Annotated in this window: 34 protein-coding genes and 1 tRNA gene; 28 read left to right on the top strand and 7 right to left on the bottom strand. The window is 55.4% G+C overall.

Annotated features, from left to right (window positions below):
• Nucleotides 1–5 precede the first annotated feature (5 nt).
• A complete protein-coding gene (locus AABO57_10820) occupies nt 6–542 on the top strand; it encodes a shikimate kinase (GenBank protein ID MEK6286223.1) in 537 nt (178 codons plus the stop codon).
• 99 nt (nt 543–641) lie between these two features.
• On the opposite strand, the gene AABO57_10815 is transcribed toward AABO57_10820, so the two are convergent.
• The gene (locus AABO57_10815) at nt 642–1,358 is read right to left on the bottom strand and encodes an endonuclease III (protein ID MEK6286222.1); all 717 of its coding nucleotides are present in this window, start codon (nt 1,356–1,358) and stop codon (nt 642–644) included.
• 189 nt (nt 1,359–1,547) lie between these two features.
• Here AABO57_10815 and AABO57_10810 point away from each other — a divergent pair.
• From AABO57_10810 to AABO57_10780, 7 genes are all read left to right on the top strand, one after another.
• A tRNA-Arg gene (locus AABO57_10810) sits at nt 1,548–1,621 on the top strand.
• A 303-nt stretch (nt 1,622–1,924) separates the two neighbouring features.
• Entirely contained in the window at nt 1,925–2,239 is a 315-nt protein-coding gene (locus tag AABO57_10805) for a hypothetical protein (protein MEK6286221.1), read from the top strand.
• 248 nt (nt 2,240–2,487) lie between these two features.
• On the top strand, nt 2,488–2,781 hold the full coding sequence (locus AABO57_10800) for an RNA-binding protein (protein ID MEK6286220.1): 294 nt from the start codon (nt 2,488–2,490) through the stop codon (nt 2,779–2,781).
• 337 nt (nt 2,782–3,118) lie between these two features.
• Nucleotides 3,119–3,370, top strand: a complete 252-nt coding sequence (locus tag AABO57_10795; protein MEK6286219.1) for a GlsB/YeaQ/YmgE family stress response membrane protein — start codon at nt 3,119–3,121, stop codon at nt 3,368–3,370.
• 168 nt (nt 3,371–3,538) lie between these two features.
• Nucleotides 3,539–4,687 (top strand): hypothetical protein, encoded by a 1,149-nt coding sequence (locus AABO57_10790; GenBank protein ID MEK6286218.1) that lies wholly within the window; start codon nt 3,539–3,541, stop codon nt 4,685–4,687.
• Between the two features lie 227 nt (nt 4,688–4,914).
• Nucleotides 4,915–5,292: a response regulator gene (locus AABO57_10785; protein ID MEK6286217.1), complete on the top strand. Its 378-nt coding sequence runs from the start codon at nt 4,915–4,917 to the stop codon at nt 5,290–5,292.
• Between the two features lie 479 nt (nt 5,293–5,771).
• On the top strand, nt 5,772–5,918 hold the full coding sequence (locus tag AABO57_10780; GenBank protein MEK6286216.1) for a hypothetical protein: 147 nt from the start codon (nt 5,772–5,774) through the stop codon (nt 5,916–5,918).
• Here AABO57_10780 and AABO57_10775 read toward each other — a convergent pair.
• Both AABO57_10775 and AABO57_10770 read right to left on the bottom strand, forming a co-directional pair.
• Complete coding sequence (locus AABO57_10775) at nt 5,905–6,309, bottom strand: response regulator (GenBank protein ID MEK6286215.1); 405 nt, start codon at nt 6,307–6,309, stop codon at nt 5,905–5,907. The two genes, AABO57_10780 and AABO57_10775, sit on opposite strands and share 14 nt — an antisense overlap.
• Before the next feature lie 265 nt (nt 6,310–6,574).
• Entirely contained in the window at nt 6,575–7,255 is a 681-nt protein-coding gene (locus AABO57_10770; GenBank protein ID MEK6286214.1) for a Crp/Fnr family transcriptional regulator, read from the bottom strand.
• A 374-nt stretch (nt 7,256–7,629) separates the two neighbouring features.
• Here AABO57_10770 and AABO57_10765 point away from each other — a divergent pair, with 374 nt between their 5' ends.
• Both AABO57_10765 and AABO57_10760 read left to right on the top strand, forming a co-directional pair.
• Nucleotides 7,630–7,779, top strand: coding sequence for a lmo0937 family membrane protein (locus AABO57_10765; protein ID MEK6286213.1), 150 nt, complete (start codon nt 7,630–7,632; stop codon nt 7,777–7,779).
• A 208-nt stretch (nt 7,780–7,987) separates the two neighbouring features.
• Complete coding sequence (locus AABO57_10760; protein MEK6286212.1) at nt 7,988–9,496, top strand: L,D-transpeptidase; 1,509 nt, start codon at nt 7,988–7,990, stop codon at nt 9,494–9,496.
• 137 nt (nt 9,497–9,633) lie between these two features.
• Here AABO57_10760 and AABO57_10755 read toward each other — a convergent pair whose 3' ends face one another.
• Nucleotides 9,634–10,236 carry a M23 family metallopeptidase gene (locus AABO57_10755; protein ID MEK6286211.1) on the bottom strand — a complete coding sequence of 201 codons (603 nt, stop codon included), beginning with the start codon at nt 10,234–10,236 and terminating at the stop codon, nt 9,634–9,636.
• Between the two features lie 341 nt (nt 10,237–10,577).
• Here AABO57_10755 and AABO57_10750 point away from each other — a divergent pair, with 341 nt between their 5' ends.
• The 13 genes from AABO57_10750 (at nt 10,578) to AABO57_10690 (ending at nt 19,878) form a co-directional block, all read left to right on the top strand.
• On the top strand, nt 10,578–10,733 hold the full coding sequence (locus AABO57_10750) for a hypothetical protein (protein MEK6286210.1): 156 nt from the start codon (nt 10,578–10,580) through the stop codon (nt 10,731–10,733).
• 355 nt (nt 10,734–11,088) lie between these two features.
• Nucleotides 11,089–11,373, top strand: coding sequence for a GlsB/YeaQ/YmgE family stress response membrane protein (locus AABO57_10745; GenBank protein ID MEK6286209.1), 285 nt, complete (start codon nt 11,089–11,091; stop codon nt 11,371–11,373).
• A 122-nt stretch (nt 11,374–11,495) separates the two neighbouring features.
• Nucleotides 11,496–12,029, top strand: coding sequence for a YggT family protein (locus tag AABO57_10740; protein ID MEK6286208.1), 534 nt, complete (start codon nt 11,496–11,498; stop codon nt 12,027–12,029).
• 47 nt (nt 12,030–12,076) lie between these two features.
• On the top strand, nt 12,077–12,694 hold the full coding sequence (locus AABO57_10735; GenBank protein MEK6286207.1) for a BON domain-containing protein: 618 nt from the start codon (nt 12,077–12,079) through the stop codon (nt 12,692–12,694).
• A gap of 921 nt (nt 12,695–13,615) precedes the next feature.
• Nucleotides 13,616–14,365 (top strand): Crp/Fnr family transcriptional regulator, encoded by a 750-nt coding sequence (locus AABO57_10730; GenBank protein ID MEK6286206.1) that lies wholly within the window; start codon nt 13,616–13,618, stop codon nt 14,363–14,365.
• 147 nt (nt 14,366–14,512) lie between these two features.
• Nucleotides 14,513–15,229 carry a lipid-binding SYLF domain-containing protein gene (locus AABO57_10725; protein MEK6286205.1) on the top strand — a complete coding sequence of 239 codons (717 nt, stop codon included), beginning with the start codon at nt 14,513–14,515 and terminating at the stop codon, nt 15,227–15,229.
• Nucleotides 15,230–15,259: 30 nt separating this feature from the next.
• Nucleotides 15,260–15,598 carry a hypothetical protein gene (locus AABO57_10720; GenBank protein ID MEK6286204.1) on the top strand — a complete coding sequence of 113 codons (339 nt, stop codon included), beginning with the start codon at nt 15,260–15,262 and terminating at the stop codon, nt 15,596–15,598.
• Entirely contained in the window at nt 15,537–15,893 is a 357-nt protein-coding gene (locus AABO57_10715; GenBank protein MEK6286203.1) for a hypothetical protein, read from the top strand. Before AABO57_10720 ends, AABO57_10715 begins: the two co-directional genes overlap by 62 nt.
• A 171-nt stretch (nt 15,894–16,064) precedes the next feature.
• Nucleotides 16,065–17,204 carry an acyl-CoA desaturase gene (locus AABO57_10710; GenBank protein ID MEK6286202.1) on the top strand — a complete coding sequence of 380 codons (1,140 nt, stop codon included), beginning with the start codon at nt 16,065–16,067 and terminating at the stop codon, nt 17,202–17,204.
• A 288-nt stretch (nt 17,205–17,492) separates the two neighbouring features.
• Nucleotides 17,493–17,726 carry a hypothetical protein gene (locus AABO57_10705; protein MEK6286201.1) on the top strand — a complete coding sequence of 78 codons (234 nt, stop codon included), beginning with the start codon at nt 17,493–17,495 and terminating at the stop codon, nt 17,724–17,726.
• Entirely contained in the window at nt 17,723–18,274 is a 552-nt protein-coding gene (locus tag AABO57_10700) for a hypothetical protein (protein ID MEK6286200.1), read from the top strand. The genes AABO57_10705 and AABO57_10700 overlap by 4 nt, the downstream gene beginning before the upstream one ends.
• Before the next feature lie 151 nt (nt 18,275–18,425).
• Nucleotides 18,426–19,427: an RICIN domain-containing protein gene (locus AABO57_10695; protein ID MEK6286199.1), complete on the top strand. Its 1,002-nt coding sequence runs from the start codon at nt 18,426–18,428 to the stop codon at nt 19,425–19,427.
• A gap of 88 nt (nt 19,428–19,515) precedes the next feature.
• Nucleotides 19,516–19,878: a hypothetical protein gene (locus AABO57_10690; GenBank protein ID MEK6286198.1), complete on the top strand. Its 363-nt coding sequence runs from the start codon at nt 19,516–19,518 to the stop codon at nt 19,876–19,878.
• 103 nt (nt 19,879–19,981) lie between these two features.
• Here AABO57_10690 and AABO57_10685 read toward each other — a convergent pair whose 3' ends face one another.
• The 3 genes from AABO57_10685 to AABO57_10675 form a co-directional block, all read right to left on the bottom strand.
• The gene (locus AABO57_10685) at nt 19,982–20,617 is read right to left on the bottom strand and encodes a Uma2 family endonuclease (GenBank protein ID MEK6286197.1); all 636 of its coding nucleotides are present in this window, start codon (nt 20,615–20,617) and stop codon (nt 19,982–19,984) included.
• An 89-nt stretch (nt 20,618–20,706) separates the two neighbouring features.
• Nucleotides 20,707–21,126, bottom strand: a complete 420-nt coding sequence (locus AABO57_10680; GenBank protein MEK6286196.1) for a PaaI family thioesterase — start codon at nt 21,124–21,126, stop codon at nt 20,707–20,709.
• 331 nt (nt 21,127–21,457) lie between these two features.
• Nucleotides 21,458–21,598, bottom strand: coding sequence for a hypothetical protein (locus tag AABO57_10675; protein MEK6286195.1), 141 nt, complete (start codon nt 21,596–21,598; stop codon nt 21,458–21,460).
• A gap of 25 nt (nt 21,599–21,623) precedes the next feature.
• Here AABO57_10675 and AABO57_10670 point away from each other — a divergent pair, with 25 nt between their 5' ends.
• The 5 genes from AABO57_10670 to AABO57_10650 all read left to right on the top strand — a co-directional run bounded on the left by AABO57_10670 (nt 21,624) and on the right by AABO57_10650 (nt 26,568).
• The gene (locus AABO57_10670; protein MEK6286194.1) at nt 21,624–22,379 is read left to right on the top strand and encodes a histidine kinase; all 756 of its coding nucleotides are present in this window, start codon (nt 21,624–21,626) and stop codon (nt 22,377–22,379) included.
• The gene (locus tag AABO57_10665; GenBank protein MEK6286193.1) at nt 22,376–23,155 is read left to right on the top strand and encodes a LytTR family DNA-binding domain-containing protein; all 780 of its coding nucleotides are present in this window, start codon (nt 22,376–22,378) and stop codon (nt 23,153–23,155) included. The genes AABO57_10670 and AABO57_10665 overlap by 4 nt, the downstream gene beginning before the upstream one ends.
• Nucleotides 23,156–23,318: 163 nt before the next feature.
• Nucleotides 23,319–23,651 carry a hypothetical protein gene (locus AABO57_10660; protein ID MEK6286192.1) on the top strand — a complete coding sequence of 111 codons (333 nt, stop codon included), beginning with the start codon at nt 23,319–23,321 and terminating at the stop codon, nt 23,649–23,651.
• A gap of 276 nt (nt 23,652–23,927) precedes the next feature.
• A complete protein-coding gene (locus AABO57_10655) occupies nt 23,928–24,845 on the top strand; it encodes an MBL fold metallo-hydrolase (GenBank protein MEK6286191.1) in 918 nt (305 codons plus the stop codon).
• A 214-nt stretch (nt 24,846–25,059) separates the two neighbouring features.
• On the top strand, nt 25,060–26,568 hold the full coding sequence (locus AABO57_10650; GenBank protein MEK6286190.1) for an amino acid permease: 1,509 nt from the start codon (nt 25,060–25,062) through the stop codon (nt 26,566–26,568).
• Nucleotides 26,569–26,713: the final 145 nt, after the last annotated feature.

Here is a 26,713-nt window from a genome sequence, read left to right as displayed (position 1 = left end):
AAGCGATGATCGCTACGAGCAATTCTCTGTCAGACGACTCGCCGATTTTTCTAGTCGGCTTCATGGGCGCTGGCAAGACCACCGTCGGGCGCGCGCTCGCCCGACACCTCCGATACGACTTCTCCGATCTCGACGAGCTTATTGAAAAACAGGCCGGCAAATCGATTCAAGCAATCTTTGCCGAGCTTGGCGAGTCAGGGTTTCGCCGCATCGAACGCGAAGCGATTCAGTCTTGCAGCGAGATGGTTCGCGCGGTGATCGCGCTCGGCGGCGGCGCTTATGTCTCAGCAGAGAACCGGACCTCGTTGCGCGCGATTGGGAAGACCGTCTGGCTCGATTGCCCGCTCGAGGTTTGCCTGCGAAGAATCGGCGGGGACCGTTCGCGTCCGCTGCTTGGTGATGAAGCTCAAATGAAAACGCTTCTCGAACAACGGAGCTCTGCGTACGAGAAAGCGGACTACGTTGTCCATGCGGCGGAACTCTCTCCTGATGAACTCGCTGCTGAGATAGCGGAAATAGTCCGCACTCATCTCGCTGAGTGAAGATTTGTATCTGTGCAAATCCATCGAATCAGCGTCATCCGTGGTCTATGGCGGCGGTTTCAAAACACATAGACCACTGATAACGCGGATTTGACGGATTCACACGGATTTCTTGCCAATCAATAGTTTGGTTAAACCCTGGTAGTACTCGCAGTAGTCAACCAGACAGCAGTGCCCGCAGAGAGGATCGCTCGGGCGGCAGACTTGACGGCCATGTCGAATCAGGTTGACGTGCACTTCGTAGTAGCGCTTCGGGGGAATCATTCCGCCCATCAGTCGATGAGCCTCTTCATCCGAACAGCTTTCAGGAATCAACCCAAGCCTTCGAGCGATGCGAAAGATGTGAGTGTCAATGGGAAACACCGCGCGGTTGCAAGCGAACAGCAGAGTGCAAGCGACGGTCTTCGGTCCGACGCCTTTGAAGCTGCCGAGAAACTGCTTGGCTTCTTCGAGCGGCGCGGTTCTTAGAAAAGACAGATCGAGCGACCGGCGGCGCTGGTGAATTTCATTAAGCAACTGTTTGATCCGGCCCGACTTCTGTCTGGCAAGTCCGCCGGATCTTATCGCGGCTTCGATAGAGGTGACGCGCGCTCGCCTAGCCGCCTCCCACGTAGGAAACCTGTGCTTCAAGTTCTCGAAGGCGCGATAGCTGTTAACGTTGGTTGTCGATTGCGAGAGTATCGTCCCAATGAGCACATCAAGCGGATCAAGCCCGCGCTCAAGCTTCGGCGCGCCGTAGACCGCTTCAAGATTCTGAATGATGTACGGGATCGACTCTGGAATATGGGGAATATCGTTCGGGACTTCGCGCTTCATTGTGAATTGTGTATCACCCTGCGTGCTGACTAGCAAATGCGTTGCTGCGCGACTCCTCGCGAACCATGCTTCTTCTTGCTGTCACGAATCACGCATCACGTTTCACGAATCACGCTTCGTTGACACTCTCTCGAAGCCTTTGCAATAATCGCTGAGTAACACCGGTGCTTGCCAATCAGTACCGCATACGCGCCCGTAGCTCAGCTGGATAGAGCGCTTGCCTACGAAGCAAGAGGTCGCACGTTCGAGTCGTGCCGGGCGCATCGTTGACTCAGAGACTAAAGCAGGTCTAGCCATACAGTTCAGTTATTGTATAAGTCAGGCATTCTTATTTCACTTTTATTATCGTTCGCTGATGAGTGCTAACACCACCAAAACACCGCTTTGAGAGTGAATCCGCTCGACACTTCACAACGGCAGAGGACTATTTCACTATCTTCTGTTTGACAAATCTCCAGCTTATCCATAGAGTTGCTACGAACCGAGCATAGCTTACTCTCTTCTTCAGCTTCTCTGGAATCATCCAGTCCATCTGAATCCAACAGCTCACCTGCAAAGGAGCTCAAATGTTTACACGTAATGTGACCATGAAACTGAAGGCGAATACCGCGCCAGAATTTAACCGCTTAATTGAGAACGAAATTCTCCCACTGCTTCGCAAGCAGCCGGGCTTCCGCGATGAGATCACCTTCGTCGCCCCCGAGCGCTCGGAAGCACTAGCAATCAGCTTCTGGGAGACGAAAGAGAACTGCGAGAATTACAACCGCACAGGTTATCCCGAGCTACTGAAAATCGTGGCAAAGGTCGTTGACGGAACTCCTAAGGTCGAGACCTTCGAGCTTTCCACTTCGACACTTCACAAGCTTGCTGCTAAGGCTTGAAGTAGATAGTGATCTAATTCGAGAGGGCGGACTTGTCTGCCCTCTCGACATCCACCTGCTCTTCGGCAAACAACGGAGATGCGCCAGGGTCTGATGTGACCAGGACCATCAATAGCTTGAAGAAGAGTCAACCGTTCATCTGTTAGGGGCCTCGCCCGAAAAATTCGGGGTGCCGACCGTCTCCGCCCGCAACCGTTCCCGCGAACCGCTCGGCCTGCTTCCAACTTAACCAAAAAAGGAAAATCATTATGTCAGCTAAATTGTTTGTTGGTAATCTCTCATTCGAGACTACCAGTGATGAAATCCGTGACCTCTTCAGCGAAGTGGGCCCGGTAGAATCGTGCCAGGTAATAACAGACCGAGATACGGGCCGCTCGAAGGGCTTCGGCTTCGTCGAAATGAATTCGAAGGCGGAAGCCACCTCGGCTAAAGCGAAGTTCGACGGGCAAGAACTCCATGGGCGCGCGCTCAAGGTAGATGAAGCGAAACCGAAGACCGACAGCCGTAACAATGGCGGCGGCGGCTACGGCTCGCGCTACTAACTTCAGGATCTGACGGACCGAAGTTATTTCGGTCCGCTCTCGACAAGCTGGCTGAGAAGAGAGCTCTCAAGGCTCTCCTCTCAGCCGCAATCGCACCTCCGTCCCGGCTAAGACCGCTTGATGGGGAGTATCAAGCGAGAACCCGAGCGTCTCAACGAACTCCCCTTCCCCGCTACTGTCCGTCTAATCCAAGGCCCGGAAGAACCTCTTCAACTCACCTGCTATAGCCGGCAACTTATTTGGGAAACTGTCCACTAGTGAACAGAAACCTGTCCCGAATCGGCATATCATTCGTTCGATACCAATTTGAGGGAGAGAAAGAAGGGGCTAGAACCTTATGAGTATTATTGCGATGATTGTGTCGGGTCTGATCATTGGCGTGATTGCCAAGCTATTGATGCCCGGCCGCGATCCAGGCGGATTCATCATCACCATTTTGCTGGGTATTGCCGGTATGTTCCTGGGCAGCTACCTTGGGCGAGCGCTCGGCTTCTACAAGGAGGGCGAGCCTGCCGGATGGATCGTGTCAATACTCGCAGCATTAATCTTACTGGCGCTGTATCACCTGATTTTCCGCCGCCGCGGATAGCGCACGTTCGAGATGCGTTTCGTGAAGAGGTTCTCGTCCTTTGTTTGATACGGTTGCCCTGGGCCTTCCGCAATTGGGTCGGCGCAGGCAGACCTCGAGGCGCTTCGCTCCGAGCCTCGATGATTGTTTCGTTCTGGAGCGAATGGATTGTTAAGCAAAGGAGTTCAAATGAAAGTCAATATGTTCAGTCGAGTGGTGGTGGGATTTGTAGTCAGCGGGTTGCTGCTGATTGGAGCGAGCACACCGGGAAACGCGCAGGAAAACACGGATAAGCAGCAACGCAAACAACAGCGTAAAGCAGAGCAACAACAGAGTGAGCAGCAACGTGCCGCTCAGAAGCAGACCAATAAGCAGCAGCGTCAACAGCAGCCTCAAGCTGCGCAGCAACAGCAGCAGAATCAGCAACAGACTCAGGCTGCTCAGAAGCAGGCCAATAAGCAGCAACGCCAACAGCAGGCTCAGGCTGAGCAGCAAAACCAGCAGAGTCAGCAACAGACTCAAGCTGCTCAGAAGCAGGCCAATAGACAACAGCGCCAGCAGCAGGCTCAGGCTGAGCAGCAAAATCAGCAGAGTCAGCAACAAAGTCAGGGTGCTCAGAAGCAAGCCAATAGGCAACAGCGCCAGCAGCAGCAACAGACTCAAGCTGCTCAGACTCAGGCTGCTCAGACTCAGGCTGCTCAGACTCAGGCTGCTCAGACTCAGGTCGCACGTCAGCAGCGTCCGACGCAGGAGCGTCAACAGCAGCTCGTTGAGCGGCAGCAACAGCGTGAGACACAGTACCGTCAACAACTGGCACAGCAGCAGCGTTTCGAACAACAGCGAACGGCACAGCTACAGCAACAGAGGCGTATGGCGCAGTACCGTTATCAGCAACAGTACTGGTCGCGCTTGCAGCAGATTCGCCTTCAGAACGTGCGTAACTACAGCCGCGATCGCAATCAGTACTTCTACGCGGCTTCGAATTATCGGTATTCGCGCGGCGGCAGCTACTACGAGACGAATCAATACGGCGCAAACTTGCTTCGCCAAGCCGTCAACTACGGCTACGAGCAAGGCTTTCGATCGGGACAGGCAGACCGTCAGGATCGCTGGCAGTCCGGCTATCAAGACTCCTATGCCTATCAGGATGCGAACTACGGCTACAGTGGCTACTACGTAGACCAGAGCGACTACAACTATTACTTCCGCGAGGGCTTCCGCCGGGGCTATGAAGACGGCTTTGACAGCCGGTCTCAATACGGCAGCTACTCTAACGGAAAGTATTCCATCCTGGGCGCCGTTCTGTCGGTGATTCTCAACTTGGAATCGGTTCGCTAAAGGCTGAGAAGAGGCCGTCCTTTATCGGTATTGTTGCCTGTAGCTGTGAATTCACAGCTACAGGCTACTTCTCCGTGCGGCAGCTTATTTGAACCATCAATTTTGAGGCGGGAATTTTTACCTAAACCCGTCCCCGCAACGCAATGTCACAGTTTGCCTTTGACTCCGGCGTGAGCATGCTGTTGGTCTTGGCGCTTGTGACAACCCATCAGAAAGGCAGCGCGTAAATGACGAGGAAGATTCTTGTTGTTGACGATAAACCCGACACACGCGACCTAACCCACTTGCACCTAACCACCGAAGGATTCGTGGTAGTCGTCGCTAGTGATGGCCGGGAAGGACTATACATGGCTGTTGCTGAGCAGCCCGACTTGATCATAACTGATATCAGCACGCCTGAGCTTAACAGTATTGAGTTCGTCAAACAGTTGAGGGCGCAACCAGAACTTGATAACGTGCCGATACTGGTATTGACCGCTTTTGGTAACGAAGAAATGGACCAGGCGATCAGAGCCGGGGCGTACCGCGCAATGAGCAAACCCGTGCATCTGGATTCGTTGATGGATGAAGTGAGACAACTATTGGCAGAGTCGGAGCCGGGATAGAGCCAACGCACCGCGCAGAGATTCACCTCGGGAAAGCTTACTTTCCCAATCTCGAGTTTTCCCTACGAATTATTTTTAGCCCTGTCTAATATTGAACAGACTCCTCAGCGCCTGATCTGTAGCATAGAGCGGTTTAAGGTTACGAGCTATGGAACAGCAGACGGGTAAGAAGCCTTGGCGGTTAGAAGCCAATAATCCACTTACGTCCACTGACTGGCGGCCTCTGTGGGATTTTGACGAAGATAAGCTCGGGGCGAATCAAGAACTGAGAGACGAACTGAATCGAATAAATGCGCCGGTTGAACTGCGGATTGTTCGTAACTCTGACGAGACTTGAGGATAGTGTCCTAATCGTTAACCCAAAATCTACCGGCTCCTGGAGCGAACGCCATAGCGGGAACGAGCATCATATGCTCGGCCTTGACTGGTTCAAGAGTTCATACAAATCTGGGTTCGCACAGGCACACGGAGATGAGAAAATGAAGGAAACAGCATTAGAAGTTCGGGTGGTTTCGGATGGTGGGACTGGAAATGGTGTCGTCGAGTTTCGTCTGCCCAATGACCGGGTCGCAACGGCGGCCGTGCATATTCGGCGTGAGGCTTGGCAGAAACCTACCGAAGACTGAGATGAGAGGTGGGGTCGGCTCCATGAATCAGCCGATCAATGGTCGGCTTCAAACGTTCAAAGTCCGGCTTGACGAGGTAGGCCTGCGCGCCGGCATCCAGCCCCTTTTTGATATCAGCTTTATAGCCCGCGCCTGAATAGAACATGATCGGCGTGTGTGAGTCAAAGGCGCGAATCTGCTGACATAGCTCAATGCCGTTGCCCTCTGTTATCCAATGATCGAGTATGCACAAGGCGAGTCCGCCGGACCTGGCACTTGCCAACGCATCGGACACGGAAGCGGCGATTACCGCTTCATAGCCGTATTCGCCAAGCAGCGCTCGCATCATGTCCCTGGTATCCTCATGGTCATCAACGCAGAGAATCCGTTTTCGTGCTACTGATGCTGTCATTTCGACCTCGCAATTCCGATGCAAATGTCTTATAAACAGGCCCCTAAACTTAAATTAAGCTCTGTTTGTACCCGGGGAAGCAGTTGGGCCTCGAACAAATTACCAATCGGTGTACGGGATCGCCGTGAATGGATGTCATTGCTGCCGATGCCGTACACCCATTGGTAAACTGTGGTCACAATATCCCACTTGCGGATTCAATGCTGTTCAATACTGAACAAGTGCAAGAATAAAGTTTCGATGGTAGGTGGGGGGCGCCGCTGGGCTAGGCAATCGATGCCAGGTAAGCGGTGAGCTTATCTTCCTCGACGATTAGATAGTGCTCTTCGCTGAGCTCAATCAGCCCCAGGTTCCGAAATCTCTGCATGAACACGCTGATGCGGGGCCGCGTTGTGCCGATCATGTGCGACAGTTCTTCGTGTGAAATCCTCAGCCCGATGCGTGTGCTGCGAGGGCCTTTCTTGCCCAATTGTCTGGCCAAGTGCAACAAGGTCTTCCCTAAGCGTTGTTCGCTATCAACCGTCACCAAATTAGCGATGACCCCCTGTTGGTCTGCCACGCGCACGGCCAGATACTTCACGAAACCTTCAAGCAGCGAGTCGGTGGCCAAACGTTCAAGGAACTTTGCACACGGAACCTTTTTCAAGAGCGTGTCTTCCATTGCGGTCGCAGTTTCCAGCCGGCCCGCTATCCCCGACAGGCACAACTCGCCGAAGACATCTCCTGAAGCGTGGATAGCAAGCAGACACTCTCTGCCCGCAGAAGAGAGCATAAGCAGCTTTACCTGCCCGCTCTCGATGAAGTAGACCATCTCGTCGTGCTCCCCAAAGGTGTAGACGTTTTCGTGTTTCGCGATCTTGATGGCGCGCGAGTTCTTGACCTCGCGCTGCAACGACTCGCGCATCTGTTTTTTGAATAGAACCGTCTCGGGATAATCTTGAATCATACTTCGACCCTCCCCTCGGGCGTTTACGAAGTACTGACTGTCAATCACCCTTTGGGGCCAATGACGCAATGACTGTCAACCATCCTTGGGGCCAATAATGTATACAATTACGATAAAGATTTCAAGACTGGATAGCGAGCTAACCGCCGCTTTGGCCCGACGAGTGATTGAGTGACCAGGAGCGCACATTATCTGGCTCGGGTTCTCTGGACCTGTTGAGCAGCCGCTGATCATAGCTGCCAATTATTTTAGAGAATGTCCCATACTGCACAGAAACTGATCTCGAACAGGCGTAGCATTTGAAGCGTAAACCGGAGTCGGGGGAGCCTTGGGCGCTCGACACGGAGGACGTGCCTACAACCTGGAGGTGCATTATGCTTTGGACAATCTTGGTTATTCTGCTAATCCTGTGGCTGCTAGGACTGCTCGGCGGCGTCGGCGGCGGGTTGATTCACCTGTTGCTTGTGGTTGCGGTGATAGTGTTGATCTTCAACCTGCTCAGCGGCCGACGGAGGGTGATCTAAGCCGGAACGCAGCGGTTAAACAGCGGCGGATGAAAGAAAGCAGGGATTTGATTCTGCGTCGCAAGAGTAGGGTTGTGACAAATTAGTTGCGCCTTGCGGCGTGGTGCGCTCCGGGTTCGTCAAGAACTCAGACGCGTCTAACTTCATTTGCCCGAGACATCACGCCATTAACCGTTCGTCAGATGACTGGCACAAAGGACTTGGGGAGATGAACGAAACCCTGCGATTGATGTCTGCGTTTGTTGCTCTTGTCATTCTCCTTGTCGGCGCAGGCTGCGTGACGGAGTCGTCGAACACAACCGGCAACAGGCCTACCCCAGCCGCCAACACAAACGCGGCAAGTGCTACGGCAACAACATCTGCACCGACGCCGGCGAAGACCGGCAATGCGCCGCCGAACACTCAACCGGTGACCTTACCTGTGCTTGATGCGTTCTTCGCCCAAGAGAACTTCGCGGCGGAGCTTAAGTCGAAACTGCAGCTCACGGATGAACAGGTGAATAAGCTCAGGAGTATCGCGCGCCAGGAAACGTCCAAGCTACGCGAAAGTGATAATCACGATGAATATGCCGGCAGGACGACGGCGGCCCGCGAAGACGCCTACGAAAAGAGCAGGGCGGCAATCGGCGAAGAGAAAACTCAGGAGCTGATCGCCTTTGTAAACGAGCGCTGGAGCGGCGACGTAACCGCTCCAACAACAGCTAGCGTCACACCCGCCGCAGCGCCTCGAGATGCCGTCGGAGTACCCCAAGATAAGCGTGTTGTCGTCAACGCGCCTGCCTTTCGAATGGATCTGTTTGAAGGCGGCAAGTTAATCAAGTCTTATAAAATCGGCATAGGCTATCCTGAATTCCCGCTTCCGACGGGGCTGCGTAAAGCTGACACGATCATTTTCAACCCAACGTGGACGCCTCCGGATGAACCCTGGGTTGAATCGCCCGGAAGCAAGGTCAAGGTCGGGGAGAGAATCGAGGCCGGTGATAAGCTGAATCCCCTTGGCCCGATCAAGATTCCGATCGGCTTGCCGTCGCTGATACACGGAGGCAAAGCTCCGGCTAAACTCGGCGGCTTCGCGTCGCACGGCTGCGTTGGATTGACCAGTGCGCAGATACAGGACTTTGCTAAACGGCTGGCGCAACTTGGCGGAACCGAAATCTCGGATGAACAGATCGCCGAGTATCAAAAGAACAAGACCGAGACCAAGCCTGTGAAGTTGAGCAAAGCCGTGCCGGTTGAGCTGCGCTACGAGACCATAACCGTTGAGGACGGCAAGCTGCACATCTACCGAGATGTATATGATCGCGGCACGAATACGGAAGAGAATCTGCGCAATGTGCTGCAATCGTATGGCGTGACCCTCGATCAGTTGAGTGATAGCAAGCGCGCAGAGGTGACGCGCGCCCTCGGCCAAATGGCTCGCGACGCCGGCGGCAAGCCGGTACCAGACGCGACCGCCACCAACAAATCAGATAGCGCTAAAGGCAACTCTTCAGCCGCGCCTTCGACGAGCTCTTCGTCAAGAAAAGGTGATAAGAGCAGGGAAGAGTCGAAGGCGAACAACGTCGCGAGCGGCAAGGTGACACGCACAATCAAGGGAGGCAAGGAAGTGGTCGTCGCGATTCCAGCACTCCTGGGCAAAGGCTATCCTGGGCCTGTGGATCTGAACGCGGGCGTTGCGTCGAAGAAAGCCGCGCCACGCTCTCGCCGGCGAAGGTAAAGAATTACAGACATGCTGTCTTATCAGCCCCGATAGCAGTTTACTCCGACCACCAATCGGAGGTGCTTAGCCCTTGAACGCTCTCGCGATTCCGACCCGCGCGGTCGCGAGACGCCTTGTCAATCGATTAGCTCTTCTCACTTGCGAACAAGCAAAGGATACGGATTGATCGGATCACCGCCGCTCCACTGGTGCGGGGATGTAAGCTTCGAAATGGCAAAGTGGAGGTGAAACTTTCCCGCGCCGGCATTGCCGGTGTCGCCGACATAAGCGATCACATCGCCGCGCCGCAGTTGCCTTCCCTCCGCAACACCCTCAGCGTAGCGCATCAGGTGTGCATAGTAATAAACATAGCGCCCTGATGGATCGAGTTCGTAGAGGGTTACTCCACCTCGATCACTCTGAAAGAGCTTGATCACTGAGCCGTCAGTCGTAGCCAGCACGGGCGTCCCTTGAGGCGCCATTATGTCGATCGCGTCGTGCTGCCGCCCTTCGGAGCGCGCTTGATTGAAGGTGTCATGCAACCCACTCGCAGTCACGCCCGCCACCGGTATCAGCAGATTTCTCGCGGCAATGTAATTTAGATCGGTATCCGTAACTGTGGTTGTCGGTCCGGTCGCTGATGCGGTATCTGGCGGCGGCGCTACGGGCAGTGGCTCCGCTTTCGGTTTCTCTGCTTTCGCGTGAGCAGGCTTCGCGGAATCCGTCTTAGGTGCACCCGGGTCATAAAGAGCGGGCATCGGGCCAGTCTGCATCTTAAGCAAATCTGCGGCGCCCAAAAACACACTCGCGCAAAACAGGGCGAGCGCGAATGTGCGCCTACTGGTGACTGATGGGCTGCCGCTACCCTTCAACGCTCACCTTCCGTTCGGGTGAATTCGCCGATCGCTTTTAGGATCAACGTCATCACTTTTGTGCTAGTCCGTAACTTAATCTGTTGCCGTAGTCCAATTTTATGCCAAGGAATTATTCTCGAACTTGTCCTCTATTGGACTGAAAGCCATCCCTGCCGAGCATATCATGGCAACGTAAGTAGAAGGACGCCTCCGGGCTGACCGGATGAAGCTTTGGAGACATAGAGATGCTGGAAATTACTGCTATAGGGATGGGGCTGATGATGACGGGAGTGGGAGTAGCGGTCGGTGGACTCATGCTTGAAGCGACGTTCTTGATGTTGGGCCGAGTCCTTCGAGGTCCTCCCTCGCCGCATCATTTGAGCCTGCCGCCGTCCATTTGAGTTGCGTGGAAAGAGCGGTCGATGTGCTGAAATTCGACCGAGCGGGCGGCCCGAGAATTCCGAACGAATTGAGAAAGAAAACTTGTTGGATAGGAGTATGAACATTGAGACTCAGAATAAGACGGGTGATACTAACGACGACGGCGGTGCTACGTTGGCAGGCACGTAGGCCGTGGCACAAAGCACGCTGTTAAGACAGCAGTCACGCCATGATCAAACCGTGTTGTTCGGGATGCGCCGCGCTCACCAGTGGCGCTTCTCGACACCGGTTAAGACGCCCCGCATAAAGCACCACCCAGAATGAATCATGACGGCATGTTGTTGGCGCCTTTCGCACGAGGAACGGGAGCAGAACATGAACTTGAGCGTGGAAAGTCTAATCATTCTACTGATCGTCGGCGGCCTCGTGGGCGTGATCGGCCAGAGGCTCGCAGGATATTCACGCGGCGGATGCTTGACCTCGATCGCTATCGGCTTCATCGGCGCCCTGATTGGAAGCTGGGCCGTCAACCAGTTTCGATTACCTGAAATCTATGTTTTGAAGATCGGTCACACGAGCTTCCCGATCGTGTGGGCGATTATCGGAGCGGCGGTGTTAGTTGCCGTCCTGGGATTGCTGACGAGGCGCCGGTATGTCTGAGTGAGCCGATTGTGGGCGCGCCGTGGAGATGAGTCGCCGGCGCAAGAAAAGAACGATCTGGTCGAATACCTGAAGTCGCTTTAAGAGAAGCCTGATCGATCAGGGGTTTGGAAGGAGAACTTATGTCCATGACTGAAGGCGTTGATAAAACCAATGTGTTGTTAGACGAAGAGCGCCGGCTGGCTTCGCATCAGGAGGTCAAGGCCTCGATTGATGACGATGTGAACGCTCGCATCAAGCAAGAGTCTGCGCGAGTCGAGCCAAAGGAATCTGCCGAGGTGGCTGGCGTGGCTCACGAACTAAAACAGAAGTCGGTGCACGAAGCGGTGAGTACCGAACGTGAGATGGGGCGCGGCAGAACTGCAGCCCGGATTTCACAGGTAGTAGATTACTTCTTCTACCTCATCTACGGGCTGATCGCCTTGGAGTTCCTGCTGGGGCTGATGGGCGCGCGGTCCGGCAACGGATTCGTTCAGTTCATCGGCGCGGTCACTCGACCGCTGCTAGCGCCCTTCGAACGCATCGTGGGAACTCCGTCGGCCGGAGTGCATCAGTTCCGCATATCTTATCTGTTCGCGCTCGTTGTTTATGTCTTGATTCATCTCGCAATCAATGGTGCGTTTCGACTAGTCGCGCACCGCAAGGTAACAGTGTAAGGCTGCTGGGATGGGCGTACGCCAGCCCATCCCAAAGAGGAGGACCCATGCGACGCAGATCAATTATTACTACCGTTGTCACGATAGTCATCATCGCTGGTGCGTTGTACTATTTCTATGGTTATCGCCATCGAGACATCTCGTCCGACTTCAACGCGGCGAAGGAGTACACGGAAGACGCGGCCACGACCAGCGCGGTCAAGAGCGCTTTGGCGTTAAATAAGCAACTCTCTTCTTTCGACATCCACGTTGACTCGAGCAACAGTCCTGGCAAGAGTGGCAACGATGTAACTCTGACGGGCCACGTGCCGACCGAAGATGACAAGCGCGTGGCGGAAGAGATCGCGCGCAGTACCAAAGGCGTCGCCAACGTTGTGAACAATCTCCAGGTGGATCCAAAGACTCAAGCCGCCAATGCAGAAAAGCAATACGTCCCTGACCTTGAAATCAAAGCGGCCGTGTTGCAGTCGATCCTGAATAACCCGACCCTGAAGACTCAACAGATCAAAGTCGATGTTTACAACGGCGAAGTAAGACTGACCGGCGTTGTGCAATCTTCGACGCAAAAGGCCGACGCCGAATCGGCCGCTCGGGCTATCGCCAATGTCCGCGATGTCGATTCGAATGCTTTGGCGGTGACTAATAACGGAGAGGGGCAACCATGAACGTGCGGTTGATCAAGCCTGGTATGTCGTCACCAGGCGAGAAGCATAAACAGCTACCAGTCGAGGTTCCAATCATCGATACGCTCCGGTTATGGGTCCGTGACTTCCAATCGACGAAGGCCAATAGAGCCCGCTTGGACTTCCAGCGAGTGAGCCATCCGGGGAAGACATAACGAGGACGATCTTAGGAGAATGACAAAGCGCGACGCGTTACGATCGACCCCAGACTACATACAAAGGCGCGGCTAGTTCTCATTGTCAACAGCACCGCTGAGTCTTACTCGATAAGTTCCCCTGCCCGCTTTACCAACTGTCGCGTGCAAGACAGTGAGCCGCTGAGGTCAGTTTGGTCTGGCAGATTCCAGAGAACCTTGGAGAAAAGAGTAAGCTAAGCTCTGGTCTCAACGAGACCTATGCTTGGTGAGTGGCAATGACAAGGGAAGCGGAACCTAGTCTGAGCTACGAACTATACGAAGTTGAACCGGGGCGTTAATTCTATTGAGTTCGTCTCTCAGCTCTTGAGACGCTAGGAGTTGATCTTCGGCAACCTCCCACAGAGGTCGCCACTCAGTGGACATGAGTGGATTGTTGACTTCGAAGCGCCATCGCATCTGCTGTTCCATAGTCACACCTGAAACCCCTTAATGGTACAGAATCAGGCTCTGACAAGTCTGTTCAATATTAGACGGAATTGAAAATAGTTGAGAGAGAAGACCGAAATTAGAACACCGCTCGGAGACACTTGATGAAGATAAAGCTAAGGACGTCGACTGGGAATCCAACAGAGACGACGAGAACCAGAACACTTACTCTGGCCGGAAGAAGCACCCATCCGACCACTTCCGCCTCTTGCGTCCCAACGTTTGTTTCACAAGAAAGAAAAGGTTACAATTGTCCAATATTGAACGGCGCGTCTCTTATATGAGGCGTATACTGGGGCGGTTCGTTAAGCACTACCAGATAATCGGCGGAAAATGGACGGGGAAGAAGATGATTCAACAAACTTCGCAGTCAGATCAATTCAAAGAACAAATGCAGGGGTCATTGCTCAATGAACTCAAAAACTCGAGCCCTATCAAGGTCGGCAAGCACGATCATGTCTACACGGCTGGGGACGAACGCGAGGTGGTCTACTTCATAGAAAAAGGGCAGATCAAGCTGGTCATGGTCTCGTCTGAAGGTAAAGAATGCATGCTAGCCATCCACGGTGCGGGAGATGTTTTCGGCGAGTTGTGCCTGTCTGGGCTTGGCAGCCGGCTGGAAACAGCAACCGCAATGGAAGATACTTCCTTGAAAGAGATGCCCTGTGCCATGTTTCTCGAGCGCCTGGCTAAAGACTCACTGCTTGAAGGCTTCGTCAAGTATCTTGCCGTGCGCGTGGCGGACCAACAGCAGGTCATCGCGAACTTGGTGACGGTCGATAGCGAGCAGCGCCTTGGGAAGACGTTGTTGCAAATCGCCAAAAAGCTCGGCAAGAAAGACCCTCGGAGCATGCGCATCGAGGTCAAGCTTTCTCACGAAGAATTGGGCACAATGGTAGGTACGACACGGCCGCGGATCAGCGTGTTTATGCAGCGATTTCGGAACCTCGACCTCATTGAGTACAACACGGAGCACCATCTGATCATCAAGGAAAAAAAGCTCACTGCTTACCTCGCATCGATCCTTTAGACTTGGTCAGGCAACCGTTCACCCCAACAATTCTCCGAAAACTGTCCAATATTGGACAGAAACCCGCCGCGAGGTGCGCTTACCATTTCAAATAATAACGTGCGGTCTTTCAAGCGGTCCGGTGAGCCGGACAAGGTGGAGGTTAGTATGAAGCTAAAGACGATCTCGACAGCAGTATGCAGCGTGCTCGCTTGTCTCGTAGCGAGCACGGTGTGTTTCGCAGGGCAGAAGCAGAGCAAGGACTATCGCGACGCGGTGTCTCAATCCGCAAAGGCGGCTCGCGTGTTCCGTGAGATCATGCGCGCGCCGGACAAGTCAGTTCCTCGAGACATCCTGGATGGCGCCGAGTGCGTAGCGGTGTTTCCTCAGGTTCTCAAGGCGGGTTTCGTTGTTGGCGCGCGAGGCGGGCGCGGCGTCGCCAGTTGCCGGACGAAGAGTGGCTGGAGCGCGCCTGCGTTCTTCAACCTCAGGGGCGGCAGCGTCGGTTTACAGATCGGCGCGCAGTCAACCGACTTCGTGCTTCTGTTCATGAATCAAAACGGCTTGAACAGATTGATGGGCGACAAGTTCGAGATTGGCGGGGATGCTTCGGCCGCCGCGGGCCCGGTGGGGCGGCAGGCTGGAGCGTCCACGAACATCCGAATGGATGCGGAAATTCTCTCATACTCTCGCAGCAAAGGCCTGTTTGCCGGGTTAGAGCTGAAGGGCGTCGTCATCACTTTGGACGATGATGATATGCAGGCGGTTTATGGCGAAGGCGCGAGGGCAAAGACAGTGCTGCAGGAGGGCAGTGTCAAAGCGCCAGCAGACGTGCGGGCGTTTTCCGCTACGCTCGGGAGCTACTCCAAGCGGAGAGCGAAATAGCTGTGAGCCCAAGCGAACGGGATTAGTCCAGTGACCGTGAACATCTGGATCAGCAGCAGCGCCTCGCACAACAGCAGTCAGCAACAGCTACAGCAACAGAAGCGTATGGCGCGGTACCGTTTCCAGCAACAGTATCTCCAGCGCCTACGTCAGGAGCAATTAAGTCTGCGAAACGGGCGTAACTACAACTATGGCCGCGATCCGTACTTCTACACGCCTCCGAGCTTTCGATACTCTCGTGGCGGCAGCTACTACGAGACGAATCAGTACGGCGCAAATCTGGTACGGCAGGCTGTGAACTACGGTTATGAGGAGGGCTTCCGCGCCGGACAAGGCAGACCGGCAGGATCACTGGGGCTCCAACTATGAAGACTCTTACGCCTATCGCGACACCAACTACGGCTACAGCGGCTACTACGTAGAGCGGGACGACTACAACTATTACTTCCGCGAGGGCTTCCGTCGCGGCTACGAAGATGGCTACAACAGCCGCTATCAATGGCCGCCGCTCGAATGGCAAGTATGTCATTCTGGGCGCCATTTTGGGTACAATCCTCACCTTGGAGGCGCTTCGCTAAAGAACGTGAGTGGACCTGAGCGTCGGTTTCCCCCCGAAGAAGGAGCTAATGCTGCTTCTTCGGGCTGCGGACAAGCCAACGTATGAGGATGAGCTGATCGCCTCGCTCCACTCCTGCTTAGACGCCGGTTGCAAGCATAGATTGCTTTGTTGTTGACCACCGCGTTGCTCCAAAAAACCGACGGGCGCGCGGACCACGAATCAAACCCGTCAGGCTCGGACGGCGCTGAATTGTGTAAATGTACTGGATGCCACCTAATGACAACCACACAAGAGATTCAGCCGCGCAACGCCGACCAGCATGCAGAATCGGCCGGATATGACAGAAGCTTGAAATTCGCTGGCAATAGCGAATTTCAAGTGGAGGTTCGGCGGCGGATCGATGAGTTTTTCCGAAGCACCGGGCGGCGGCAACGTGACTGCCCGCAAATGTACGTGAAGACCGCGATCCTTCTCGCCTGCTTCATAGCATCCTACGCATTGTTGGTGTTTGTTGCCCAAACCTGGTGGCAGGCACTACCGCTGGCGATAGTGCTCGGATTAGTGACAGCGGCGATCGGTTTCAATGTTCAGCACGACGGCAGCCATCACGCCTACTCGAACTACGATTGGGTCAACAAGATGATGGCGATGACGCTGGATGTAGTCGGTGGGAGTTCCCATCACTGGCACTGGAAGCACGTCGTCTTCCATCACACCTATGTCAACATCACGGGGCATGACACCGACATCGAACTCGGCGGCCTGGGACGGCTGACGCCGCATCGCAGACGGTTCTGGTTTTACCGGTGGCAACAGTATTATCTCTGGCCGCTTTACGGGTTCATGGCCATCAACTGGCATCTTGTAGGTGATTTCCGCGACGTGATCCCCGGCCGAATTGGAGAGCACCGATTGCCGCGCCCAAAGGGTTGGGACCTCGTTGTCTTCCTAGCCGGCAAAGCGATTTTTCTCGCATTAGCATTCGGGATTCCCCTGCTGTTTCACCCCGTCCTGGTCGTTGCGTTGTTCTACGCCGCAGCGGCGGTTGTGCTCGGCCTTGTGCTGAGCGTTGTATTTCAATTGGCGCATTGCGTGGAGCAGGCGGAGTTTCCGCTGCCGCGACAGGACACTGGGCGAATCGAAAACTCGTGGGCCATACATCAGGTTGAAACTACCGTGGACTTTGCTCGGCGCAGCCGGGTAGCAGCCTGGCTCCTGGGCGGCTTGAACTTTCAGATCGAACACCATCTGTTTCCTCGAATCTGCCACGTCAATTACCCGGCTATCTCGAAGCTTGTAGAGCAGACCTGCCGCGAGCTCGGGGTGAAATACAGTGAACACGAGTCCTTCTGGTCAGGTGTGGCGTCGCATTTCCGTTGGTTGCGGCGGATGGGAATGCCAGACACGAGCCTGTGAGAAACAGAGCTTAAGGACGGCGGATGTTGAAAACCGAGGATCAACCGCCAAGACACTAAACCACCAGGGCTCACAAAGAACCAACGCCATGTAGTCCCGGTTGTCCCGACTTGGTGCATTCGTGGGTGATATCCGCCTCGACTTGGTGCCCCGGTGCCTTGGTGCCTTCGCGGTAATATCAGCCTTTTTCAGCAGACTCTAGTGGCTTAATTTCAAGACTGTCCAATATTGGACGGAAGTGGTTCCGGCAATGGCGTATGCTCAGGTGGGCTTAAATAGAGAGACCCTATGATAAGAAGCAACAGACAGGTCAGACTCATTGCCGACATTCCTGCCGCATCATCAACCAAACTGACTGACACGTCCGGCAACCCCAGCGAAAGCTATCACTGGAGACAAATGGCGGCGGTTCGGCGGGAGTGGCAACACGAGTTCGGGAGTCCATATGCGAACACGTTCGAACTGACGATTCCCGAGATCATTAGCATTGAAAGACGGGTGAGAAAGGAGCTCTACCCATGAGCGCTCGTGGATTCGACGAAAGTCTTGCGCCTGACCGTCGAGGTAGAAGTCGAGGGCCGCTGAGAACTGGAAATAAGGCGATCTATCCGGGTCAAGGTCCCTGCCGTATTACCTGCGTCGTCAAGAGAGTCGTCGATTCCAGGGTGATAATGTTTTATCACTTGACTGTGCTGGACGACAATCGCGGCGACTTGTTCGTGCCAGTGGAAAAGGCTCGAGCCATTGGTGTCCGGTTGCTGATGAAGAAGTCTGAGATTCCTCGGCTCCTGGCTCATCTAAAGAAGAGCGCCAAGACAGCCGATAACTGGAAGCAGCGCGCAACCGACAATTTGAAACTGTTCACCTCCGGGTCGCCCTACGACCTCGCTGAGGTCGTCGCATCATTGACTGAGTTAGGCGGTACGAGGGCGTTAACACTTGGAGAATCCGGGACGCTCGGAAGGGCGAGAAGGCTGCTGATCTGCGAGATCTCAGAAGTAATGGGAGAGACCAAGGCCGCGGTCGAAGAACAGGTCGACTCTGCGCTCAGAGCGCCCAAAGACAAATGAGAACTAGCTGGTGTCTACGGGCGAGCTGGCAACCAGCCTACGCGAGTGGATGGATAAACATAGAGGGGCAAGACTTAAGTTGCAGCTTGTCAACTCGACGATACCGATACGGCTTTGCTCGAAGTCGATCTGCAACTTCAAAGGGAAAATCATGAAAAACATTGTAGTTCGAAATATGGTTGTGCCGGCCTTCGCGTTGCTCGCGGTTATCCTGGCCGGCGGCAGTCTGAGCACGGTCCTGGCACAAGGCACGGGGGATCGGGCGATTGATCAGGCTCAACGGGCCGTCAGGCAACGCATTATCAATCAAGAGGGCGGGCGCAATCTGACTGTGCTTTTTAACACCGATGCCGAAACCGATTTCAAATCGCGAACGGAAGTTCGCGTCCGCGGAACGGGCAGCTTCTCACGGAACAACGATTCACGTTACAGCAATTCACGCGACAACGATCAACGGTATGACGACTCGCGAAACAACGGGGGGAGGTCGAGAGACTTCTCCTACGAAGCAATAGTCAACAACCGCAGCCGCTACGGCAGTGTGTCTGGCGTCAGGTACGACTTGAGAAGCGGCTGGTTCGGCGATGGCCGTGACAACACCAACCGCGACAACACCAACCGCGACAACACCAACCGCGACAACACCAACCGCGACAACAACCGCCGCGACAACATCGACCGCGACAGCAACCGCGCCGGCTTCGGTACTGGCAACCGGCCTAACGGGCGCGTGAGCTACTCTGGTGCAATAATGAACCGCCACAGCGATAAAGCCCTGGACGTGACTGAGCGGAGCAATCAAGATGGGGCCAACATCCAGCAATGGAGCTATGCCGAACAGCCCAATCAAAACTGGGATGTCATAGACCTTGGCAACGGCGAAAGCGCCATCATCAGTCGGCAAAGCGGAAGAGCGCTCACTGTCCAGGGCGGCAGGGACAACAACGGCGCCAACATCATCCAGCAGAGTTGGAGGGGTAGCCCGCAACAGCGCTGGCGCTTGGAGCAGATTGGCGGCGATTACTACCGGATCGTGAGCGTGGACAACGGCAAGTGTCTCGACGTGACCGAGCAGGGGAGGCAGGACGGGGCCAACATCCAGCTATGGGATTACGCCAACCAGGCTAATCAACAATGGAGACTTCGCCGATAGGCAGTCGTTTGATCGGAACCGGTTAGCCCCCGCGGTGTCCGCTCCCCTTCAAGTTCTTGTCGGGGAGCGGACGGAGCTGGAACTAAAGATGATACCCAACCACTTAGAAACGGAAAGATTCGATCTTCTAAAGGACGCTACAGTGTGTGTAGCTGACTATCGCTTTGGACACAACAGGCAGGGCAAGCGCGACGTGTGGATTGAACGCAGTGACAAGCGTGAAAGGTTCTTGAGCCAGATCACTTTTGAGGGGGAAGCTCTCGCCGTCCGCAAGGAGATCTACACAGGGAGCTGCTACATACTGCGCGAGAAGACCAGCGGCCGTTACTACTTTCTCGATCTGAATGATTGCGGCTTCTGGCTGCACAGCGACACCTTCTCAGGCGCGGAGACCTTCTGTGGCGACGAGTCGGTGAAAATACAAGAGTGGTTGACAGATAACGCGAATTGACCAACTTACTTAGCGCAACCCCCACTTCCTGGCGTAGTCCTTTGTTTCGGAGTTTGTGGCTCCGGAAGCCTGAGAACGCGCGCCAGGTCATGAACTCTCCGAGCTACTGTTCTTCGCCGGTCTCGTCCTCCAACTCCGCGGGGAATACCACTCGATCGTAGACTTCGGCGAGTCGCAACGTGCAGTTGATTGATTTGATGAAGACGCTGTCCTCGAGACCCTGGTACACGTAGATTGACCAGCTGTCATCGGGCTGGCGCACGTAGTGCTCGACGATGACCTCGGACTGGCAAACGAGGATGTAGTCCGTCAGGGAGGGATTCCAGTTCCGGTAGCGTAGAAACTTTGCGCCGCGATCAAAGGCTTCGGTCGAGTCTGATAGCACTTCGATGATCACGCTGGGGTTGATCACGACGTGGCGATGCTCGTCGTAATACTGCGGCTCTCCACAAATCACAACTAAGTCAGGGTAAGAGAACAACCCCTTGGCCGACTTGCGAGACATGGATGAAGCACCGCTTCGAACCTTCGTGTCTTTCGACCTCACCCGGCAAGGCGTGTCTCTCAACTGACCGACGAGCTTAAAGACCAGGTTAGAGCAAATGTCGGCGTGCTCGGGGCTCTCGCCGGCCATCAAATAAATCTGCCCGTCAAGATACTCGTGGCGCTCTTCGGACACTAGCTCCGACGCTAAGTATTCTTCGACCGTATGACGTGCCTCTGATTGCGCGACTGACATTGAACTGCCTCCGGCGAACTCTATCGGCTCGACTTGAGAGATTGTCATTCAGTCGAGCAGCGCATGCAAGTGTTCCAGAAATCCACCGATTACGTCGGATTTGGTTCTGGGGGGATTGAGTACGTTACCGTCGCATGAGCCACCGGCTCGGGGTCCCCTTCTGAGAACATAGTCACTTCGCCGACGGCCAACCGCTTGCCGAGTTTCAGCAGCTTGCAACCGGCGATGACATCGGTTTGCGCCGGTTTGCGCAGGAAGTTGATGTTCAGGTTCGTAGTGACTGCCAGCGCTACCGGGCCGATCATTCCAAGCAACGCCATGTACATCGCTGTGTCCGATAGCATCATCAGCGAGGGCCCTGAGATCGTTCCGCCCGGCCGCAGGTGCCGGCGATCGTAGCGCATTCGAATCTGCGCGAACATCTCATCGACCCGCTCGACCGTGAAGGCCCGATGCTCAGGGTCCGGAAAATGCGAGTAGAGGAATTGCTCGAGTTCTTCTGCTGACATTCTAAGCATCGGGTTCGCTTTTCCAAGTTCAGAGTTCAAGCTTGCCGTCGAAACCTGAGCAGCCTGAAGGCTGAACTCTGAACCTTAGAGTTCAAGCTTCAGCTTGCCCTCGAAACCTGAGCAGGCTGAACTCTGAACTTTCTTCGTCGCTAGCCGGAAACACCAAACCTTATCGCCTTGGCGCACGGTGGTCAAACAATGCCTGGCTCGCAAATCACGCGCTCAACAAAGTCGTGCTTGAGTTTGCGATTTCGCGCTATCATAGACAACCATTTTCAACGCGGGTGCGAGCCACGCGAAGGGGCAAGCGATGCTAAGGCGATATTCGACGTTATGGGTCCTGGTGCTGGCGGTGTGGATGCTCATAGGTTTGTCCTTCACCCTGAACTATTATTTCTTCGCCGAGCATTACGTCGACATCTTCAAGCAACCGCCGTCGCTTGGCCAGATGTTGGTGTGGGAGGTCCGACATCCTGTTCAATCTTCCGACCGGCTTCATGAGCTACGGGACGATCTTCCTGGTCAGCTACGCGATCGACTACTACCGGCGCCATCAGGAAGAAGAGGTGAAGATCTCACGTCTGAAGGCCGAGCTCGCCGAGGCCCAGTTGCAAGTGACCGAGGCTCAGTTGCAGGCGTTGAAGATGCAGTTGCATCCGCACTTCTTGTTCAACACTCTCAACTCGATCTCCGCGCTGCTCGATGAAGACGTCGACGCCGCGGATCAAATGCTGGCGCGGCTCGGAGACTTGCTGCGGATGACGCTCGAGAACTCGGGCGCGCAAGAGGTCACGCTTCAAGAAGAGCTGGAGTTTTTGAGGTGCTACCTCGAGATCGAGCAGGTGCGCTTCCACGATCGCCTGACCGTGATTATGAATATCGAGCCGGAGACGCTCGACGCGCGCGTGCCGAACCTCATCCTGCAGCCGATAGTCGAGAATGCAATCAGGCATGGGATCGTCTCGCGAATCGCTCCGGGACAGATTGAGATTAACGCGAAGCGGTCCGGGGACACGCTTCAATTGGAGGTGAAAGACAACGGACGCGGGCTGCACCGCGGCGAAGCTTCGAGCGGACGAATTAAGGAAGGGCTGGGGCTGACGAACACCCGTGCCCGGCTCGAACAGTTGTATCGAGCGGCTCATCGATTTGAGTTGTCGGACGCTCCGGAAGGCGGACTGCAAGTGATGCTGGAATTCCCGTTCGTAACGGCGGGCGTCGTTCGCGAGCAGGAAGAGGTCACGATAAGATGACGGCAGGCAGAAGAATCCGCGTACTGATAGTCGACGACGAGCCCCTGGCACGCCGCAAGATCAGGCGGATGCTTGCCCACGATCCGGAGGTTGAGATCCTCGCCGACAGTGCCAACGGACGCGAAGCCATTGCCGCGATCGGCGCTCAGAACCCCGATCTGGTTTTTCTCGATGTGCAGATGCCGGAGATTGACGGCTTCGATGTTCTGGAATCGATAGCGGAGCCGCAAATCCCGCTTGTGATTTTTGTGACCGCTTACGATCAATATGCGCTACGGGCATTTGAGGTCTCAGCCGTTGATTACCTGGTGAAGCCGTTCGACCGCACGCGATTTGAAAAAGCGTTGCAACGCGCGAAGTCCCGCCTTGCTTCCGAGCGCGGAGACAATCTGAATCGGCAGACGCTTGCCCTGCTGGCCGAACTAAAAGCAAAGCCCAGTCACATCGAGCGGCTGGTGATCAAAGCGGGAGGCCGGGCGTTCTTCCTGAAGACCGAAGAGATCGATTGGATCGAGGCCGAAGGCAAGTACGTTCGGCTCCACGCCGGCAAGGAGTCTTACCTGCTGCGAGAAGCGATCGGTAGTATGGAAGGCCAGCTCGATCCGAAGAAGTTCCCGCGCATCCATCGCTCGACGATCGTGAACATCGAGCGCGTTCGCGAGCTGCAGCCGTGGTTTCATAACGAGTATCGCGTCATCCTGAAGGACGGAACCGAATTGATGTTGAGCCGCAGTTGCCGCAAGAAACTAGGCGAGCTTCTCGGTAGCGCGCTTTGACCCGCGCGTGTAGTTCGTTAACCTTACAAAGATTGACCGGCCGAGGATTGGGCTGGTAACGTCGAGCCATCGCACAAACCGAAAGTTGGACGAGAGAGGGTCGCATCGTGGCTCAGATAAACGAAGCTTTGAGAGTTGGCTGTCTGCCGCTGAGCGTCTGCCGTTGAGACTGCGGCGCGAGCTTGCAGAACGACTGCTTGCTTCGACCGCGCCCGAACAGAAAACCGTCACCGTGCACCTTCGCAGACTTCCCCTCAGCAAACAGTCTCGTCTCGCGAAGCTGCTGGACAAGAACACCGACGGTAAGCTCACCAAGGCAGAGCGGGCAGAACTGCAGAGACTCGGCGAAGAAGTTGACGAGACAATGCTGTCGAATTCCATGGCTCTCGCGCGCGCCGCACGTCCAGAGCTCTTCGACGTTCGAGGCCGGCTCATCAAGAGCCGATTTCGACAAGCGGGCCGCTTGCGAGACCGTACTGGCGCATCGCGGGACTGATCCCTTAGCCAACTATCCTCTGTCTCGATCGTTCACAAGAATAGATATGAATAGCAGTTAATTCCTTCCTCGAGCACTCCGCTCCTCAATTTGAATCCTTCGTGACAATGCAATAGCCTCTCGCCCAGATTCGGCCTATAGTCGCCGCGCACGATAAATGTCGGGCAAGAACTCGGAGTGGCCGAAGCGCAGGGTCGTTCAACTCTGCGCCGTGGATGGGGTATAGTCCTCGAAGCATCGAGCTGCACCCATCCCGATTAAAACGGAGGCCAATCCATGATTCGTTACATCGCTGGTCACAGGAGTCGTTACACCGCGCTGGTTCTGTCCATCATCGTGTGCTTGCCCGTCGCAATCGCGCGAGCGCAAGGCGATCTGTCGAAAGTTGAGATCAAGTCGAGCCCGGTCGCCGGCAGCGTCTACATGCTGCAAGGCTCGGGCGGCAACATCGGCGTGTCCGTCGGAACCGATGGAATCCTGATAGTCGATGATCAGTTCGCGCCGCTTGCGGACAAGATTCGCGCGGCGCTCAAGGCGCTGGGCGAGGGCAAGCTGCGGTACGTGCTCAATACGCATTGGCACGGCGACCACACGGGATCCAATGCGCAGTTCGGCGTGGAAGCTTCGATCATCGCTCACGACAATGTTCGCAAGCGGCTCTCGGGTGAGCTGAAGCCGGCGGGCGGTACCGCGGTTCCTGCGCCCAAGGAAGCGCTCCCGGTCATAACCTTCGATCAGTCGCTTTCGGTGCATTTCAACGGCGAGGAGATTCGAGTCATCCACTTCCCGCGCGGGCACACCGACGGCGACAGCATAATCTTCTTCACTCGCTCGAACGTGGTTCACATGGGCGATGACTTCTTCAACGGGATGTTTCCGTTCATCGACCTCAACAGCGGCGGAGACGTTGCAGGGTACGAACAGAACGTGGCAACCGCGATCTCGAAGATACCCGCGGGCGCGAAGATCATCCCGGGTCACGGTCCGCTCGCGACGATCGACGACCTCAAGACGTTTCACGCGATGCTAATCGAAACGATCGGCATTGTGCGTGATCGGATGAAGGCGGGAAAGACGCTCGAGCAGATTCAGACAGAAGGGCTACCCGAAAAGTGGAAAAGCTGGGGCGGTGGATTCATCAACACCAAAACCTGGATCAACATCGTTTATCAGAGTTTTTCCAAACCCCGCTAGAAGCGCTCGGCCATCGGTGAACGTTTCAAATCTGGCGGGAACTATCGGCCTGAACCTTAGGCCGCGTGGAGGATTTGGAATGCGGAAATCACCGTTGGCATCAGAAGTCCGAGCTTTAAGCTCGCAAGACGAACCCGCCGGGGCGCAAGGCGGGGCCGCGTCTTCTGCGAACCAACTGTTCGCCAAGAAGCCGCTCAGATTGTTGCTCGACGAGATGGCGGGCGAACACCGCTTGCGTCGCGTGCTCGGACCAATTCAACTAACCAGCCTGGGAGTTGGCGCGATCATCGGCGCGGGTATCTTCGTTGCGACCGGCGCCGCGGCTCACAACGTCGCCGGTCCTGCCTTGATGCTGTCATACGTCGTCGCAGGAAGCGCCTGCGTATTCGCGGCGTTGTGCTACGCGGAGTTTGCTGCGATGGTCCCGGTAGCCGGGTCTCCTTACACGTATGCGTACACGACGCTCGGCGAGTTGTTCGCGTGGATAATCGGCTGGGACCTGGTGCTCGAATACGCGGTCAGCGCGGCGACTGTTACTCACGGCGCGTCGGCTTACTTTCAGGACCTCATCGGCATATTCGGGCTCAAGCTTCCAGAGGCGCTGAGCCGCGCGCCGGTTGATTTCGATGCCGAGCTCGGGAAGTGGGTGACAACCGGAACATTGCTTGACGGTCCGGCGATCGTCATCACAGCGATCGTCACCGTGATTCTGGTCATCGGCATCAAAGAGAGTGCCAGCTTCAACGCGGCGATGGTGGTCGTGAAACTGGCGATCGTGCAGTTGGTGATTGGAGTTGGCGTGTTCTACGTTGATCCAAACAACTGGCATCCCTTTTCACCCTACGGTCTGACCGGCGTCAGCTTCTTTGGCAAGACTATCCTTGGGCAAACGGACGCGGGGGGGCAGCCCCTGGGAATGCTGGCCGGCGGTGCGCTGATATTCTTCGCGTATATCGGTTTCGATTCCGTGTCCACGCATGCCGAAGAAGCTCGCAATCCTCGACGCGACGTGCCGATCGGGATCATCACGTCTCTGGTGCTTTGCACGGTCCTGTATATCGCCGTTACGGCAGTGCTGACCGGAATGGTCCCTTACAACAAGCTGGACATCAACGCGCCGGTTGCCGACGCTTTCAAACAGCAGGGCCTGACGTGGGCGCGATTGCTGATCTCGCTAGGCGCGGTTGCCGGAATCACCTCGGTGGTGCTGGTAACGATGCTGAGTCAAGCCCGGATACTGCTGGCGATGGCGCGTGACGGATTACTGCCGGCAAAGTTCTTCGCCGCGGTTCACGAACGCTTTCACACGCCTTGGAAATCGACGATCGCCACCGGCATCTTCGTCGGAACCGCGGCCGCGCTCTTTCCGATCGATGTATTGCTGACCCTGGTCAACATTGGCACGTTGCTGGCGTTTGTGATTGTGTGCTCGGCGGTGCTTATCATGCGCCGCACGCACCCGAACGCCGAGCGCCCATTTCGCGCTCCGCTTGTTCCGCTGGTACCGATACTCGGAATCGCGATCTGTCTGCTGCTGATGTTCTCGTTGCCCGCGGAGAACTGGTTGCGATTGTTCGTCTGGCTGTTGATCGGCTTCGCAATATATTTCGGCTACGGGAGAAGACACAGCGTTATGGCTCGCCGCCTCGCACACGAGATAAGCAAGCACGGCGTTTCGCCGGCGGGTTCGCCGGTCACCGAGACTGAGACGAGCGCCGACTAGAGCTGAACACGTCGTGGTGCGCCAGGCCAAAGCGCCGCCGAGGTTATGCCGCCGGACATGCTGATCGAAGGCGGCGCACTCCAAATGGGTTTCGCTATGGTAATATCTCGAAGGGATAACAACCAGAGCGTGGCAGAGGTCGGCA

This window comes from Acidobacteriota bacterium, from assembly GCA_038040445.1.
Taxonomy (GTDB): domain Bacteria; phylum Acidobacteriota; class Blastocatellia; order UBA7656; family UBA7656; genus Onstottus_A; species Onstottus_A frigus.
The sequence above is the reverse complement of the archived record's forward strand: the minus strand, read 5'-3'. Positions and strand labels throughout refer to the sequence as shown.

Excerpts from the sequence above, each read along its gene's own strand:
- AABO57_10820 (MEK6286223.1), top strand. The coding sequence starts at position 6 with ATGATCGCTACGAGCAATTCTCTGTCAGACGACTCGCCGATTTTTCTA.
- AABO57_10815 (MEK6286222.1), bottom strand. The coding sequence starts at position 1,358 with ATGAAGCGCGAAGTCCCGAACGATATTCCCCATATTCCAGAGTCGATC.
- AABO57_10805 (MEK6286221.1), top strand. The coding sequence starts at position 1,925 with ATGTTTACACGTAATGTGACCATGAAACTGAAGGCGAATACCGCGCCA.
- AABO57_10800 (MEK6286220.1), top strand. The coding sequence starts at position 2,488 with ATGTCAGCTAAATTGTTTGTTGGTAATCTCTCATTCGAGACTACCAGT.
- AABO57_10795 (MEK6286219.1), top strand. The coding sequence starts at position 3,119 with ATGAGTATTATTGCGATGATTGTGTCGGGTCTGATCATTGGCGTGATT.
- AABO57_10790 (MEK6286218.1), top strand. The coding sequence starts at position 3,539 with ATGAAAGTCAATATGTTCAGTCGAGTGGTGGTGGGATTTGTAGTCAGC.
- AABO57_10785 (MEK6286217.1), top strand. The coding sequence starts at position 4,915 with ATGACGAGGAAGATTCTTGTTGTTGACGATAAACCCGACACACGCGAC.
- AABO57_10780 (MEK6286216.1), top strand. The coding sequence starts at position 5,772 with ATGAAGGAAACAGCATTAGAAGTTCGGGTGGTTTCGGATGGTGGGACT.
- AABO57_10775 (MEK6286215.1), bottom strand. The coding sequence starts at position 6,309 with ATGACAGCATCAGTAGCACGAAAACGGATTCTCTGCGTTGATGACCAT.
- AABO57_10770 (MEK6286214.1), bottom strand. The coding sequence starts at position 7,255 with ATGATTCAAGATTATCCCGAGACGGTTCTATTCAAAAAACAGATGCGC.
- AABO57_10765 (MEK6286213.1), top strand. The coding sequence starts at position 7,630 with ATGCTTTGGACAATCTTGGTTATTCTGCTAATCCTGTGGCTGCTAGGA.
- AABO57_10760 (MEK6286212.1), top strand. The coding sequence starts at position 7,988 with ATGAACGAAACCCTGCGATTGATGTCTGCGTTTGTTGCTCTTGTCATT.
- AABO57_10755 (MEK6286211.1), bottom strand. The coding sequence starts at position 10,236 with ATGCCCGCTCTTTATGACCCGGGTGCACCTAAGACGGATTCCGCGAAG.
- AABO57_10750 (MEK6286210.1), top strand. The coding sequence starts at position 10,578 with ATGCTGGAAATTACTGCTATAGGGATGGGGCTGATGATGACGGGAGTG.
- AABO57_10745 (MEK6286209.1), top strand. The coding sequence starts at position 11,089 with ATGAACTTGAGCGTGGAAAGTCTAATCATTCTACTGATCGTCGGCGGC.
- AABO57_10740 (MEK6286208.1), top strand. The coding sequence starts at position 11,496 with ATGTCCATGACTGAAGGCGTTGATAAAACCAATGTGTTGTTAGACGAA.
- AABO57_10735 (MEK6286207.1), top strand. The coding sequence starts at position 12,077 with ATGCGACGCAGATCAATTATTACTACCGTTGTCACGATAGTCATCATC.
- AABO57_10730 (MEK6286206.1), top strand. The coding sequence starts at position 13,616 with ATGAGGCGTATACTGGGGCGGTTCGTTAAGCACTACCAGATAATCGGC.
- AABO57_10725 (MEK6286205.1), top strand. The coding sequence starts at position 14,513 with ATGAAGCTAAAGACGATCTCGACAGCAGTATGCAGCGTGCTCGCTTGT.
- AABO57_10715 (MEK6286203.1), top strand. The coding sequence starts at position 15,537 with ATGAGGAGGGCTTCCGCGCCGGACAAGGCAGACCGGCAGGATCACTGG.
- AABO57_10710 (MEK6286202.1), top strand. The coding sequence starts at position 16,065 with ATGACAACCACACAAGAGATTCAGCCGCGCAACGCCGACCAGCATGCA.
- AABO57_10705 (MEK6286201.1), top strand. The coding sequence starts at position 17,493 with ATGATAAGAAGCAACAGACAGGTCAGACTCATTGCCGACATTCCTGCC.
- AABO57_10700 (MEK6286200.1), top strand. The coding sequence starts at position 17,723 with ATGAGCGCTCGTGGATTCGACGAAAGTCTTGCGCCTGACCGTCGAGGT.
- AABO57_10695 (MEK6286199.1), top strand. The coding sequence starts at position 18,426 with ATGAAAAACATTGTAGTTCGAAATATGGTTGTGCCGGCCTTCGCGTTG.
- AABO57_10690 (MEK6286198.1), top strand. The coding sequence starts at position 19,516 with ATGATACCCAACCACTTAGAAACGGAAAGATTCGATCTTCTAAAGGAC.
- AABO57_10685 (MEK6286197.1), bottom strand. The coding sequence starts at position 20,617 with ATGTCAGTCGCGCAATCAGAGGCACGTCATACGGTCGAAGAATACTTA.
- AABO57_10680 (MEK6286196.1), bottom strand. The coding sequence starts at position 21,126 with ATGTCAGCAGAAGAACTCGAGCAATTCCTCTACTCGCATTTTCCGGAC.
- AABO57_10675 (MEK6286195.1), bottom strand. The coding sequence starts at position 21,598 with ATGTCGGACCTCCCACACCAACATCTGGCCAAGCGACGGCGGTTGCTT.
- AABO57_10670 (MEK6286194.1), top strand. The coding sequence starts at position 21,624 with ATGAGCTACGGGACGATCTTCCTGGTCAGCTACGCGATCGACTACTAC.
- AABO57_10665 (MEK6286193.1), top strand. The coding sequence starts at position 22,376 with ATGACGGCAGGCAGAAGAATCCGCGTACTGATAGTCGACGACGAGCCC.
- AABO57_10655 (MEK6286191.1), top strand. The coding sequence starts at position 23,928 with ATGATTCGTTACATCGCTGGTCACAGGAGTCGTTACACCGCGCTGGTT.
- AABO57_10650 (MEK6286190.1), top strand. The coding sequence starts at position 25,060 with ATGGCGGGCGAACACCGCTTGCGTCGCGTGCTCGGACCAATTCAACTA.